Annotated in this window: 12 protein-coding genes; 7 read left to right on the plus strand and 5 right to left on the minus strand. The window is 41.7% G+C overall.

Annotation, left to right across the window (positions count from 1 at the left end):
- The first annotated feature begins 124 nt into the window (after nt 1-124).
- Nucleotides 125-895 carry an HpcH/HpaI aldolase/citrate lyase family protein gene (locus H5164_RS14455; protein ID WP_182756995.1) on the plus strand — a complete coding sequence of 257 codons (771 nt, stop codon included), beginning with the start codon at nt 125-127 and terminating at the stop codon, nt 893-895.
- A gap of 16 nt (nt 896-911) precedes the next feature.
- Entirely contained in the window at nt 912-3,044 is a 2,133-nt protein-coding gene (locus H5164_RS14460; RefSeq protein ID WP_182756805.1) for a TonB-dependent siderophore receptor, read from the plus strand.
- Nucleotides 3,045-3,234: 190 nt separating this feature from the next.
- Here H5164_RS14460 and H5164_RS14465 read toward each other — a convergent pair whose 3' ends face one another.
- Complete coding sequence (locus H5164_RS14465) at nt 3,235-4,023, minus strand: helix-turn-helix domain-containing protein (protein ID WP_182698277.1); 789 nt, start codon at nt 4,021-4,023, stop codon at nt 3,235-3,237.
- Nucleotides 4,024-4,140: 117 nt separating this feature from the next.
- Between H5164_RS14465 and H5164_RS14470 the strand changes: the two genes are divergently transcribed.
- Nucleotides 4,141-5,340 (plus strand): MFS transporter, encoded by a 1,200-nt coding sequence (locus tag H5164_RS14470; RefSeq protein WP_273058066.1) that lies wholly within the window; start codon nt 4,141-4,143, stop codon nt 5,338-5,340.
- A 56-nt stretch (nt 5,341-5,396) separates the two neighbouring features.
- On the opposite strand, the gene H5164_RS14475 is transcribed toward H5164_RS14470, so the two are convergent.
- The 4 genes from H5164_RS14475 to H5164_RS14490 all read right to left on the minus strand — a co-directional run bounded on the left by H5164_RS14475 (nt 5,397) and on the right by H5164_RS14490 (nt 8,039).
- Nucleotides 5,397-5,564: a hypothetical protein gene (locus tag H5164_RS14475; RefSeq protein WP_182756809.1), complete on the minus strand. Its 168-nt coding sequence runs from the start codon at nt 5,562-5,564 to the stop codon at nt 5,397-5,399.
- A gap of 36 nt (nt 5,565-5,600) precedes the next feature.
- Nucleotides 5,601-6,809, minus strand: a complete 1,209-nt coding sequence (locus tag H5164_RS14480; RefSeq protein ID WP_182698274.1) for a CynX/NimT family MFS transporter — start codon at nt 6,807-6,809, stop codon at nt 5,601-5,603.
- 72 nt (nt 6,810-6,881) lie between these two features.
- A complete protein-coding gene (gene cynS / locus H5164_RS14485) occupies nt 6,882-7,352 on the minus strand; it encodes a cyanase (protein WP_182698273.1) in 471 nt (156 codons plus the stop codon).
- Nucleotides 7,353-7,376: 24 nt separating this feature from the next.
- Nucleotides 7,377-8,039: a carbonic anhydrase gene (locus H5164_RS14490; RefSeq protein ID WP_273698276.1), complete on the minus strand. Its 663-nt coding sequence runs from the start codon at nt 8,037-8,039 to the stop codon at nt 7,377-7,379.
- Nucleotides 8,040-8,146: 107 nt separating this feature from the next.
- Between H5164_RS14490 and cynR the strand changes: the two genes are divergently transcribed.
- The 4 genes from cynR to H5164_RS14510 all read left to right on the plus strand — a co-directional run bounded on the left by cynR (nt 8,147) and on the right by H5164_RS14510 (nt 15,167).
- Entirely contained in the window at nt 8,147-9,058 is a 912-nt protein-coding gene (cynR, locus tag H5164_RS14495) for a transcriptional regulator CynR (protein ID WP_182756811.1), read from the plus strand.
- Between the two features lie 687 nt (nt 9,059-9,745).
- Nucleotides 9,746-11,038, plus strand: a complete 1,293-nt coding sequence (locus tag H5164_RS14500) for an aerolysin family beta-barrel pore-forming toxin (RefSeq protein ID WP_182756813.1) — start codon at nt 9,746-9,748, stop codon at nt 11,036-11,038.
- 633 nt (nt 11,039-11,671) lie between these two features.
- Complete coding sequence (locus tag H5164_RS14505; protein ID WP_182756815.1) at nt 11,672-13,561, plus strand: S8 family peptidase; 1,890 nt, start codon at nt 11,672-11,674, stop codon at nt 13,559-13,561.
- A 634-nt stretch (nt 13,562-14,195) separates the two neighbouring features.
- On the plus strand, nt 14,196-15,167 hold the full coding sequence (locus tag H5164_RS14510; RefSeq protein ID WP_182756817.1) for a GGDEF domain-containing protein: 972 nt from the start codon (nt 14,196-14,198) through the stop codon (nt 15,165-15,167).
- The last annotated feature ends 265 nt before the right edge of the window (nt 15,168-15,432 follow it).

Consider the following 15,432-nt stretch of genomic DNA (forward strand, 5'->3'; position numbering starts at 1 on the left):
AAAATATTACTAAAGCAGAAAATTTTGTAACGGCATCGTAAGCAAGTCGTCATAAACTACTTGACCCGGCAAACGCAAATGAGAATAATTATCGAAATCATTAACAAAAAATATTTTGACCATTATGCTGTTCTTCCACTCGCTCAAATCAAAACTAAGCAACCAAGAAACGGTTTTTGGGATCTTAAATTCAGTTCCCTCTCCAGTCATATGTGAAATGTTTGCTTATGCCGGATTTGATTTTGCCGTTCTAGATACTGAGCATGTACTTATCTCAGATGACACTTTGGCACACTGCATTCGTGCAGCAAATTGCTCAGGGCTGCCACTGCTAGTCAGAGTGCCAGACGACAACGCCGCAACCATAGGTAGAGTTTTAGATGCTGGAGCGGCTGGAATTGTAGTGTCGAGAGTATCTAGCCTGGCAATGGCAAACAATGCGATTGCAGCCGCTAAATATCCCCCCTTGGGTACTCGAGGTATTTCGGGAGGACGTAATACCGGTTTTGGCACCCTTGCCCTCCAAGACTATATCGATTTAGCGAATCGAGAAGTGGTGGTGTGTCTGATGATTGAATGCATCAATGGCATGGCGGCATTACCTGACATCGTCAAGCTAGCGCAAGTCGATATGATTATCGAAGGCGCATTAGATCTCAGCTTATCTCTAGGTTATGGCACACAAGTTACCCACGCCGATGTTCAAGCCCAAATCCATAAAATGGCCCACCTTTGCCAAGCCCAAAATGCCACCTTTTGCGCCATTCCTCGCACTCCAGAACAACAAGCGAGCTGGCATGAAAAAGGCACAAAAGCATTTTTAATCGGTGAAGACCGCGGCATGATTTTCAAAACGTTTAAGCACCAACTTGACACATTAAAACAGACTAAATGATACATAGGGAATATGCATGTTAACTGAAAAAACCAGATTTACTTTGACCACCATTGCTGTCGCAATCACTGCCAGTCTTGCCAGTTCTTCAGCGTTTGCTGACAAAAGTCAGCCTAAAACCAAGCCTGAAGTGATTGTGGTAACAGGCAGCCTGCTAGGCAATTCTGAAGTAGCAGATTTAAAAACCTATACCGGTAACCGCTCTATCATTACAGCGGATCAAATATCACGAACGGCGGCACGATCAATCGATACCGCATTACAACAAGTCCCGGGGATCAAAATTAAGGATGAAACCGGAACCGGTATTCTGCCTAATATCTCTGTACGTGGCTTAGACAGCAGCCGCAGCGGCTACGCTCAAGTATTACTGGATGGCATTCCAATGACACTGGCGCCATATGGCCACACTGGACAGTCATTATTCCCGGCAACCTTATTTATGATCGATAGAATCGATGTTGCTCGCGGTGGCGCATCAATCCAATATGGTCCGAACAACGTCGGTGGAGTCATTAATCTTATTTCAAAGTCGATCCCAACTGACTGGGAAACCAGCGTCAATGAACGGATGACCTTCTTTGGTGACAGCCGTAACCTATTTGATACCAACATTAGTACCGGTGGCGCCGTTAATGATGACTTTTCGATGCGTTTTGATGGCAACATAACCAAGGGTGAATCGTTTCGTGAACACTCAGAAACCGATATTAAAAACCTGATGTTAAAAACCGTATGGAATATCGATGAGCAAAATAGCTTAGATGCGACATTACAATACTACGATGCATTTTCTGAACTACCAGGTGCACTGAACACACCAGCCTATGAAGCCGATCGAGAGCAATCTTTGCGTCCTAATGATGAATTTAACGCAGACACTAAACGAGTCGCATTAAAATACAATCATGTTCTCGATGATTCGAGCATCATCGACTATGGTGAAGTTGATCTCAGCGTATTTGGTAATAAAAGCTCACGTAATTTCCAGTGGGACTTTTATGATGCCAGCCAAGACACAGACGGCAATATAGGAACAAGCTGGAGTGATACCACACAAGAAGCTACTCATTTGCGTAACTCCCCACGAGACTTTACCGTGTTTGGTATCGAACCCACGACAAGTCTTCTTATTGATGGCGATATCAGTCAGCATATTATTGCTGGTGTACGTTACGTTAATGAAGACATTAGTTATCAACTTAACCACATAGACAAATCGTCACAAGTCGCAACTCGACCACGTGACTGGCAGATGGATACCAATGCCATGGCTTACTATGTCAGCAACAAACTGGGCTTTTTTGATGATACATTATCGATTACCCCTGGCCTGAGATATGAAGATGTTCATATGACCTTTAGCAATCTTGGTCAAGACTATAGCCAAGATAACCATGTTACCGAATGGCTACCTGGGATCACCTTAGGTTATGAATTCAGTTCAAATTGGTTTGCTTATACCAATGCGCAACGTTCACTTAGAACACCACAAATTTCACAGTTATGGCCTAAAGATCAAACTCTGGAGTCAGAGCTATCTTGGAACTATGAAGCCGGTGTGCGCTTTACCCCCACACCAAGAAGTAACCTAAGTATTGCGGCATACCGTATCGATTTTGAAAATAAAATTGAATACGACAACGATATCAGAATGTTTGTTAATATTGGCCAAACGCGTAACCAAGGTATTGAACTAGAAGGCACATATTCACCAATGGCTCTTCCAGATTTGATATTAAGTGGCAGCTATAATTATTTAGATACCGAACAACTTGACGGCGAATTTGCGGGGAACGAATTAGCATATGTGTCTAAACATCAACTGTCTGCCAGTGCCATGTATAGCATCAACGAGATAGATTTAGGCTTGATGGCGTTCTACTACAGCAAGTCATTTTCTGATCTGGCTAACACAGTAGAAGAGAATGTTTCAGGCACAGCAGGCGAAGTGCCTGCTTATACCGTGGTTAACTTTAATATTGGCACTGAGTTTTTCAAACAAGATAATCACGGCTTAAAAGTCGGTTTATCGGTTAACAATCTATTTGATAACCAGTATTACTTTAGAGGCTTAGATGTTTCTCCCGCTGGACGAGTTGCCGCGGCAGGTCGCTCACTTAGCTTAGATGTTGGTTATACCTTCTAATCAAGCAAGGTTGCTAAGATGAGTATTGTCAGCTCAACGAGCAAATTCATCGCATACCAAACGGCTATATAAAACACAGCCTCAACACAAATGTTGGGGCTTTTTTATCCGTTATTCAAATACCATTTTATGCTAAAACATCACCAATAAATTGCAGCCGCGTTGCTTGTTTGATAAGCCTAGATTGAGGCTAGTAAGCCTTTAATTCGCTCATGTATTTCATCGGCGATTTTTTCATGACTTTTTTAAACATGGTAATAAAAGCACTGACCGACTCATAGCCTAATAACTCAGAAACATGCTGCACACTGTGCTTATCTGACAGCGCTTGCAGTGAGGTAATAATATGAATTTGGGTGCGCCACTTTCCAAATGTCATACCGGTTTCTTTTTTGATCAGCCGCGCTAATGTGCGCTCGGTTAATGCAAATTGTTCGGCCCATTGTGGTAGTGTTTTTCTGTCGCTAGGTTGGCTTATCAATTGTTGACTCATCGCCTGAATAACAACATGTTTAGACAAGGCAACATCTAAATGCTGAATAGGCATCTCAATCAGTTGATCCAATAAAACCTGCGCTAATCGTGCCGTGTTACTGGATAAATCATAATGCTGATCACGCCCTGCAAGCTCACACATCAGCTCTTTTACTAAGGGCGTAATCGCCAAAGTACAAGTATTGAGCGGCATTTTGAACATCGTATTGTCAATAAATAAGTGACATAACTGGGCATTGTCTGATGCGCGGTTACTGTGGACTTTATTTGCCGGGATCCAAATGGCACTATGGGTTGGCACCATCCACATTTTTGCAGACACCTCACAGGTGACATAACCATGCAAAGCTAAAATCAACTGCCCTTTAGGGTGAGTGTGTAACGGAATTTCGTGGCTGGCACAGGTATGCTCAATTTTGGCGATAATAGCTTGCGGCATATCTTCAAAATTCTTGATTTCATCCCAGCCAATTGCATCAAACATCGTTTTGTCAGTTTTCAATCATTAAATGTCACTATTTCTAAATTATAACGTCCGGCAAATCTTTATACTAGCGACCATTATTGACGTTAAAAACAAAAAAACGGTATGACTTCAGCTATCTTACATAACAAACCGAAATCGCGCTTCTCAGGCATATTACTGGTGCTGGGCATTTTGCTTATTGCAGCAAATTTACGCGCGCCTTTTACTGGGATTGCCCCAGTACTGGAGCAAATTATTAGTCACTTTGGCCTGACCGGATCGCAAGCAGGCTTTTTAACGACATTACCGTTAATTGCCTTTGCCGTTATTTCACCGATGGCGGCAGTGTTTGCTAGAAAACAAGGTTTAGAACACGCATTATTTACCGCGTTAATCTTGATCTTCTTAGGTATTGCCGCTCGGTTTATCGACTCCTCAACCATGCTCTTTATCGGTACCGCTATTATTGGTGTCGGAATCGCGATTGCCAACGTGTTATTACCCAGTCTGATTAAACGTGATTTTGCCACGAAAGTAGCACTGATGACCTCAGCCTACGTGCTGACTATGGGAGTCACCTCTGGTGGGTTTTCAACCTTGGTATTTCCCCTTAGCCAACTCAATGGTTTAGGCTGGCAATTTGCTCTGGGCTCGGCAGCCATCATCACAATTGCCAGCTTAATCGTCTGGACAGCTCAGCTGGGTAAACACACTAAACCAAGCTATTGTGCACATCAATCGGCTGCCTCAAAAAGTGTTTGGCGTTATCTTTTAGCCTGGCAAATTAGTTTGTTATTAGGCCTAAACTCATTTCTGAATTACATCATTATTACTTGGTTGCCAAGCATACTGACTGATACTGGCCACTCAGCCGTTGAAGCCGGGGCGTATCATGGCGCTTTTCAAATTGCGACAGCACTGCCAGGCTTAGTATTAATTCCGTTACTGGCTAAGTTAAAAGATCAAAGTGCGCTGAGCTTTATTCTGGCGCTACTCAGTGCGCTCAGTGCCCTTGGTCTGCTGTATATGCCTCACTTTGCTTTTGTGTGGACACTAATGCTGGGCTTTTGCTCTGGGGCTTGTTTTATTTTAGGCTTATCGTTTATTAGTTTGCGCACCGATAACCCGCACCAAGCCGCATCACTTTCTGGTATGTCACAAAGTGTCGGCTATTTACTGGCAGCCGTTGGACCTATGGTCGCAGGCGCGCTACACACTGCAACAGGCAGTTGGGATGTTCCATTATGGTTATGTGCGATTGCAGGCGTATTGTGTGCTTTATGCGGTTTAGGTGGTGGCAGAAACACCACCTTAAGCAAGTCAGTTAGCGGATAAAAAACCACCAAGCGGCTATTACAACATCGTTATAGCCGTTATGTTATTAGCAAATATTACAGACTGCGGTTGAGATATTTAAGCGCTTTTTTATTGCCTAATTCAGCACTTTGTTTTATCCATTTATCACCCTCAGCTTGATCTTGGTTGGCAATAAATCGTGTTTCCAAAACATATTGAGCATCGCTCAGCCCAAGCTCAGTAGCTTTAATTGTCGCGCTCAAAGCCTCCCTGTAGTATGTAACTCTAACCATAAGTCTTTAAGCGGCGGTTAAATTCATTGCCTTAGCATATCTGCTAGGCGAAAACGTTATGGTAACCAAAAACATAAATGTAAGGGTCACTATCACCATAAGCCAGGAAGTTTGAAAACTGCCGCTCCATTGGCGAAGAGCTCCTGCAATGTAAGGGATAACCGCTGTCACGATAAAACCAACACCTTGGACAAAAGCGGTTAATGCTCCGGCCAGTTTAGGTGAAGATAAGTGGTCAAGCGTTACGGTCAGAGTCAGCGCAAAACAGCCGCCAAGGCCGTAGCCGATCATTGCAACCCATGAGGTTAACATTAACTCAGGCGCTAACATTAATCCGCAAAATCCAACTAGCTGAATACCGACCGCAAAAAATAACCAAGGACGTCTATCAAGACGACCAGCAGATAATGCCGGAGCTGCCAGAGCACCAACTACTTGAAATATCGTCATAATCCCAATGAGTTCACCGCTATCTTGAGCGCTCCAACCTAATTCCTGAGCATAACTTGGTAACCATGCAATCATGCAGGCGTAACCGCCGTTAGCCAGCCCAAAGTAGCAAGCCAGTAACCATGCACGGCGATTAGTAAAAAAATTAATCTTAACGCTATTGTCGCTAATATGTAGATTTTCTCTGGGCCTTGTCCACCACAATAACAGTGCTATCAAGGCCGGTATTAGCCAAATACCAAGCCCAGATTGCCAATGACCTTGATGGTTCGCCACTAGCGGGCTAATGACTGCGGCTATACCTCCACCAGCCATAAGTGAGGCAGAATATCCTCCCATTGCTAGTGGCACACGTTGTGGATACCAGCGTTTAACTAAACCAGGGAGTATCGCCTGCACAATTGCGATGCCTGTACCCGCCAGCAATGCACTGGCAATCAGCGCGCCACTATCGTTGAGCCATAAACGCCAAAAACTCGCCAAAGCAATTGCAACAAGGCCTGCTGTTATCCAAACACTCTCGCTAAACAATCTGCCTAACCAAGGTAGCAATAAGGCAAATATCCCCATACATAACATAGGTAACACTGTAAGTAAGGATGCGGCTTGTAAGCCTAAACCGGTAGTGGCAGTAATGTCGTCCAGCAAAGGGCCTATGGCGGTAAGTGTCGGCCGTAAATTGATTGCCATCCCAGCAATAATGAGCATCGGCCACAACATGGATAATACCGACTGGCGTGCTGCGGTAGTATGATCTTCACTCATGAGTAATGGATAATCCTATTGGTGAAAAAAATAATCGGCACTAAGTGCCGACTATGGTGAAATGATTTGGTTTTAAAAAGGCTTGTAGGGTAAGAATTTACCATCAAGGGTAATCACTGCGCGCGAGCCACCTTCAGGATCTTCAACCTTCTTGATATCCATTTTAAAATTGATTGCGCTGATTATCCCATCACCGAACTGTTCGTGCACTAAGGATTTTAAGGTCGTACCGTATACTTGCATCATCTCGTAGAAACGATAAATCGTCGGATCTGTAGGGATACTATTTTCAACACTGCCGCGTAATGGGATAGCTTGCAGCAACGTAATCGCACTAGCATCAAGACCAAGCGTTTCGCCAACTTGCTTAGCGGCGTCGGCGGGTAAAGGCTGCTGACCTAGCAAAGCCGCTGTAACGAATACATCACTTAAGCCTGTACCCTGGGCGATTTGTTCAAACGAAAGATTCTTCTCTGCTTTGGCTGCAATAATGAGATCGGTTAATGCTTGGCGAGCAGTATGGCTAATTTGTGATTGGATCATAATAATACCTCTATTGTGTGTTATTTACACAGCAACCTTTAGCTGTGTGTGGGTTGCGCGGACATCAGGATAGTCCGCAAGGGAAACGAAAGTATTGGTGTGGTAGTCCAAGGCATCAATACTGCCTGACTCGATATCGTAGACCCAGCCGTGCAAAGCCAGACGGCCTTCTCCTAACGCGAGGCGCACCGAGGGATGCGTTCTAATATTATCAAGCTGAGCGATGACATTTTCTCGCACCATAGCTTCAATCCGTGCGCGTTCACTTGTGTGCTGGCGGGCTTCATTGACGATACGAGCAGAGTCGGCATAGCGCAGCCAACTGCCCACCGCAGGCATGTGATCCATACACTTGCAGGTGGCAATCGCGGTCATCGCTCCACAATCAGAATGTCCACAGATAACAACGTCGGTGACTTGCAATGCGGTTACGGCGTACTCCACCGATGCCGAAACACCGCCGGGTTCAGGCCCATAAGACGGTACAATATTACCGGCGTTACGAATAACAAACAGGCCACCCGGTTCATGCTGGGTCACCAACTCAGGCACTAAGCGACTGTCCGAGCAAGAAATGAATAATGTGCGTGGATGTTGGCTGGTAGCCAAACTCTTGAACATCTCTGCACGTTCGGGGAATACGTCAGTTTTAAACTTTAAAAAACCTTCAATAATATTTTTCATCATAGTGACCTCTGCCTTGCAATACAGTGAATGCTACGCCCACACTAGAATAAGGTAAAATACTGGTTTATTATGATATCGATAAGCAATACTTATACATCGGATCGCATATGCTATTACGACACATCAACTATTTTCTCGCGGTGGCGGAATATCGCAGCTTCACTCGGGCTGCAACTTCACTGTATGTTTCACAACCGGCGTTATCTCAGCAGATCAAACAATTAGAAGAACAATTAGGTTGCCAGCTATTTGATCGTTCAGGACGCAGCGTACGTCTAACAGATGCTGGAGAAATGTATGCCCGCTATGCGCGTAACGCCCTCCAGGATCTACAAGAAGGCAAGCGAGCGATTAATGATGTGAAAAACCTCAGTAGTGGAGAACTGCGTATTGCTATTACACCAACTTTTACGACCTACCTTATCGGTCCTTTGATAAAAGTATTTCATGAGCGTTACCCCAAGGTGACACTGAGCGTGAAGGAAATGTCACAGGAGCAAATGGAACAGCGATTGCTGGACGACGAATTTGATGTCGGTATCGCATTTGAAAATGTGCATTCTGCGGATATTGAATCGCAGACTCTTCTGGTAGAAACCTTGGCATTAGTCGTGAGAAAAGATCACCCTCTTGCGCAAGAGTCAGTCGTTAATCTGCAAATATTAAACCAGCAGTCAATGGTATTATTAAGTAATGAATTTGCTACCCGTGAACAAATTGAACGTTATTGCCGTCAGCATCAAGTACAACCAAAGGTGTTGATGGAGGCTAACTCACTCAGTGCAGTTATTGAGATTGTGCGCAATACTCAGCTTGCCACTTTGCTGCCGTCAAACATTACTGGCGAGCGAGATGAACTCGTCGCTATCACCCTAACCCCCTCTTTACTGCAACGTACAGCAGTATTGCTCCAGCGAAAAGGAGCCTACCAAACCGCGGCGGCGAAGGCGTTTATAACCTTAGCACATCAGCATTGTCAGCCAGATAACTGTGTTGAAAGCGACAGCGAACAACATTAGGTCGCTAGTTCAGTGATTATGGCTGTGTGGATCAAGCTGTTTATTAATGTGGTAGGTATTTTAAGGTAAGGTATTGGATTATTATAATTCGCAGTGACCTATTAGCTATCGTCGCTGCGATTTTCAACGGCAATATATACTCTTATAAACTTTCGTCACTAAACGAAGATAAATAATAAAAGACTTATTTAGATAATATTAGAAAACCTATCAATATATTACCCTACTTATGCTACTACTATAGCCTTCTCTTAAAATAGATAAGTAAACCATGACAATTAACATATTAAGTATGCCATGCTATTAAATTCATATAACACATCATATTGTTTAATGAGTTAAATCGATTATATTACCTAAGATATTAAGCACGCCGTATTATTTAATATAGAATAAAATTTACTTTAAAGTAAACATACTAATTACAGCGTTAATAAATCATTAAAAATAAAGTAAATACACTATTAAAATAAAGCGGAATCAATTTATAAACCACACTAATTAACATATTTAACAATAACAAAACAACTTTAGATTTAATATATTTTTATTTTGTTTAAAAAATATAAAAGTGTTAGCTTTTAAATGCGCATAGTAGTAATGATTAATTATATGTTTCCTGAGTACATATAATATCTATTTGCGCGCTCAATGAAGGACACTTTTAATTAAAATAAAGGAATAATCATGAGAACAAAATCAAATATAAAAATATTAACCTTATCCTGTTTAACTGCTCTAGGAGCAACCTCTTACTTTGTGGAAGCTGCTATCCCTAATACTATTCCAAAACTGTCTATGGTAGAGCACGCCGCCCCTGACCTTGATTCACTTAAAAATGATGTTATTTCTAACCCATCGTTTATCAGCTCACTATTCTCCCTAGGTCATCACCTTGGGTATGCTTGGGCTGGTGGTACCGCATCACAGTATGTTGGTCAGGATATAGAAGTAAGAAGAGAATCGGGCAACGAGTATAGTCTCAAAGCACGCTATAATAGCAATGATCCACATGCTGGCGGCTACCGCTCAAGTGAGCGTTTGAAGGTTAATTTACAAAATATACATTTTGTAACTAACCCTCAAGACTTACGGTTAGGTTCTCCTCAAGTTTATGATCGCGAAGCGATTTATACTGCTCCCGTGGTGATTTACAACTGGGGAGACACCGAAGATACCGGTGTAGCCACCCTAAATTATGACTACACCACTAGCTGGTCCAAAACCGATAATTTCTCCTTCTCCGAAAAAATTGGTGTCACCAATAAATACGAAGTGGGTATTCCTGGAATTGGCGGAGCGAGTTCTGAAATCAGCGCCGAATTTTCTGCCAGCCAAGGCTGGAGTGAAACCGACGGCAAAAGTACAACGATTTCTAGCCAAGCACAATATCGAGCAATGATGCCGCCTCGTAGTAAACGCTATATATCAATCACCCTATTTAAACAAAAGGCGGATGTTCCTTATACCTCCAGTTTATTTATGATGTACGATATAAAATATGAGAACTTCTTAAAATGGGGTGGTAATGCGCATATTGATCATCCGACAAATAGACCTAACTTCCCTTATACTTTTGGTGGAGCGAATGCGAATAATCTTAATGGGCCAGAAGCCTTAGTTGATCAATATCTTCATCAGGATATTAACGGTTACGGTGTATGGGATTGGCCTACTGCAGTTAACTCCGCAAACAGTAAAAACAATTTCGAATGGATATTGGCTAATATTAGTAGACAACATGGTGCGCCTATTAGTGGTAAGTTTACCGCTATCGATTCGAGTCAATTTAATATTGATGCTAGTGAAGCATATCCACTAACAGCTGAAGATATCGCTAACCGTCCCGAAAATTTACAAAGATCAGGACTTAATAGCAATATTCAGATGACTGTCGGTGACATCCAAAATGATGACTACGACGGTTTAATCAGAAATCTGAATATTTCGAAATCAAACCAAGTCATGTTAAATAATTAAAGCACCTTATACTTTTACCTAGTCAATGCGTTACAAAAAAGCTACTCATTCGAGTAGCTTTTCTTTAGCAGTTATTACTGCATAAGTTAGTCATTCAATAAAGTCAGTAAACTTTTATACGATCCGCTTAATATAAAATCAAAGTGATAAGTTAAGCCTAGATAAAAATGATTCGGGCTGAAAGTTACCGACTGAGTATCACTAAGTCCACAACTTTAGGATGACAAATTTGAGAGTAAGCAGGCGACGTTATGTTATTAAGTGTAAAAGATTTCACAAAACGATACATTTACAACTTATGTATGACGGCATAAAAACTTACTCAACCTAAAGGCTGACAAATTTCAAGCTAACTGAAAAAATTTAACATCAGAATACTAAACCATAATAAGCAATTCATTGTCATTATTGATATTTTTTGAGTATTTCGTTGCCACCTACTTTTGTACTAAGACTTTTTTTACAGCGTTTATCCTAATAAGGTATTTTAAGCTCGAGATGTAACTAAATAGTTACAATTGATAATCATTTGTCATTTCCTAATCAAACCATTTTTAATAAAAATATGGCTGCATATCCTACTTTTTAGAGGTCTCGTCGTTTATGGAGACTATAAAAAAAATGGAGAATCGTATGGAACACAAACATAAAATAGCCCTCGCAGTATTGGCAGCCCTGAGCACACTTCCAATGCAATCCCAAGCAGCACAATTACTTCCTGTGAACAGTAACAAAGCCATTAAAGATACCTATATAGTGGTCTTTAATACCCCGAGTATTTTAAATCTACAAGATACATCCGCGTTGGCTAATTTTTCCACTCAACAAGCCAACATTCTCGCTAATGATTACAATATTAGCGTGGTGAAAAACTTCGGTAACGCACTAAATGGCGTATTGATTAAAGCCAATGCCAAGCAGATCGCTGAACTTCAAGATGACCCTAAAATTAAATACATAGAACAAGATCAAATGATGTCGATCTCCCCTATTATGTCTGCCAGTAGCGATCAAGGCAGTCCAACGTGGGGCTTAGACAGAATAGATCAGCGAGATCTGCCTTTCGATAACAACTACCATTACGATTATGATGGTACGGGGGTCACCGCCTATATTATCGATACAGGGGTACTCAATAGCCATAATGAATTTGGTGGACGAGCCACCAGTGGATATGACTTTATCGATAACGACTCAGATACCACAGACTGTAATGGCCATGGTACTCATGTTGCGGGCACAATCGGTGGTGCCAGCTATGGGGTAGCAAAAAATGTCAATATTGTTGGGGTACGGGTACTCAGTTGTAGTGGTTCAGGCAGTAACTCTGGAGTGATTGCAGGCATTAATTGGGTCAAAAATAATGCCTCTGGTCCTTCTGTAGCCAACATGAGCCTAGGTGGTGGTGCATCACAAGCAACAGATGATGCCGTTAATGCTGCGGTTGCTGCAGGGATTAGTTTTGTGGTTGCTGCAGGTAATGACAATAGCAATGCTTGTAATTACTCTCCAGCTCGTGCCGCCGATGCGATTACTGTGGGATCAACAACCAGCTCTGATTCACGCTCAAGCTTTTCAAACTATGGTACTTGTCTTGATATTTATGCCCCAGGCTCAAGCATCACCTCGGCTTGGTACACTTCAAACAGTGCAACTAACACCATTAGTGGTACTTCAATGGCCGCGCCACATGTTGCGGGGGTTGCTGCGCTATATCTTAATGAAACCCCCAGTATGACTCCAACACAAGTGACTAACTTGCTGGCGACAAGAGCAAGTAGCGGTAAGGTATCTGATGCAAAAACTGGATCGCCAAATTCACTGCTGTTCTCACTGGATAGCGATGGTGGTTGTGGCGATAACTGTCCTCCGCCGCCTTCTGATACTGAACTTCTTGATGGTCAAGCTATTGCAATAAGCGGGGGTCAGGGCTCAACAAGTTACTATTTCATTGATGTGCCAACCAATGCAACCAGCCTTGCGGTTACCTTAGCAGGTGGTTCTGGTGATGCCGATATGTATGTCAGCCAAGGGGTTAAACCGACCATTAACAGCTATCAATGTCGTCCATTTCAAAATGGTAATAATGAAAGCTGCGACTTCACTAATCCTGCTGCTGGTAAATGGTACGTTATGATCCAAGGTTACTCAGCCTTCGCTAATGCTAACCTTACTGCGGACTACAATCTAGGTGGCGGAAGTAGTTGTACAGACAGTGATTGTCTTGCTAATGGTGTTCCAAGAACAGGATTAAGCGGTGCAAGCAGTTCACAAACCTTTTATAAGGTCGTCGTACCAGCTAATAACACTCTCAATGTGACCATGAGTGGTGGTAGCGGTGATGCCGATATATACGTCAAAGCCGGCACACAACCGACCACAGGCAGTTTTGATTGTCGTCCCTACAAAAATGGTAACAATGAAAGCTGTTCTTTCACCCCAACGGTTGAAACGACTTATCATGTGATGCTAAGAGGTTACACTAACTATTCGGGGGTAAACCTAGTAGCAAACTATGAGTAAATAACCTTAAACGAGAAGTAAAAAATACCGGCTATTTCAGATTGAAGTAGACGGTATTTTTTCACTAAACATTTGCCGCTTTAGCGCACGTTTATTCGTCACTATAAAAGTCTTTATCCGATTTCACTCTGCACGATTATGCTCAAAATGTCGGCTTGAATAAACGATAATCATCCATTTTAACTATTATTCATAGCTGTAATTTAATTGTGGCCAAATATCGCCCAGATGACATTCAGGTGGTATTTATACCGACAATATAGAACAAGCATTCTGATAGACAATGTCGATAATAGTTAGCGGGCAACCGCTCAAATATAGGCTTAATAATCAGTTTTCTAAATCACTAAAGCAGAATAATTTGAATACCCCTGCTCATTTATTATCGCCTTAAATTATCGTTAACAGCTGAGTGTGGCCTAGCTTGGTTATATCATTCCCAATGACGTTGCTAACCTCACCGAACAGTAAAGTGACAGAAACAGACATGTATCTAGGCATCAGCATTGAATCTCAATTGGATAGCATTTTTATGTAAACAGATTGCTGCTGACATATTTTCAAGTAAAAAAGATTTCCACTTGGTAATATGTAGCCTGATAAGAATAATCATTCATTTTACTGCGAGAGCATTATGATCAATCAACTACAGCAAAAATATCAACTGTCATTATTTTTGCTACTGGGTACTGTGGCTATAATGGGTGTTTTTCCATTTGTAGTAATACGTTACCTCGATGGTAACTTTATTGCTGCTAGTATTGATATAACGCTCATACTAGGCATAGTCGCATTGGTCGCTTATGCATATTTCTCTAAAAAAATCCGCATAGTAAGCGCAATAGCAGCGGTATTTATTAATACCGGTGTTGTAGCCATAGTGATAGCGAATGGAATCGACAGTTTTTTGTGGGTTTATCCTGTCTTCGCAAGTACTTTTATTCTAGTCAGACCGCTTGAGGCCTTATGTATTAATTTCGTCGCTGGCGTTGCTATGGTGGCCCTGTCTGATATTTTTAATACAATTTCATTAAACTCCTTTGTTATAACAATCTTGATGTTATCAATGAGTGCATTTATTCATGCCAGTCATGGCGTGAAGCAGTTTCTCTTACTAAAAAAGCTCAACACTATTGATGAACTCACTGGCGCATTTAATCGCCGCGCCATGAGCTCAGATATAAAAGCGGCTTTATCTAATGCAGAAAATAATGGTATTGAGCAATTATTGGCTATTCTAGATTTAGATTACTTTAAAACAGTCAATGACAAGTTCGGCCATGCTGTTGGAGACCAAGTACTAAAAGATTTTGTAACTATCACCACCTCACATATTGGTAAATACGATCGACTTTATCGGTTCGGGGGCGAAGAGTTTGTATTATTAATTCCCAATATGAGTGATCAACATGTGTTTATTGATAATCTTAAAACGGCGATTAAGCAAGAATTGAAAACACCAGATGGTAAAGAAATAACCGTGTCATTTGGCGTTGCCCCATGGGTACCGGGTACAACAGCTGATACTTGGCTTCAACGCGCAGACGAGGCACTTTATCTCGCAAAGGGACAAGGTCGTGACTGTGCTGTGTTCAGCAATAAGTAGCTTTTGCTAGACTTAGCGATTAATAGCAATCTGTAATAGTATGCTTATGACCGCAAGCTACAGTAATGGATAAATATCAATTTATCCTGATAAACAGATTTAAAGCCTTTTTAGTATAAATACACTAGATGTGAATACTTTAAACAAAAAAAATACAAGTTGGATTTATATGTCTTTTTTATATTTACATTAATAGAATTTTAAATTAAAAATTAACATTCAGAATCAGTGAATATTTTATAAACATGACAAAAGCGACATTAAT

The organism is Shewanella sp. SG41-3 (assembly GCF_014164545.1).
In the GTDB taxonomy this organism is placed as follows: Bacteria; Pseudomonadota; Gammaproteobacteria; order Enterobacterales; family Shewanellaceae; genus Shewanella; species Shewanella vesiculosa.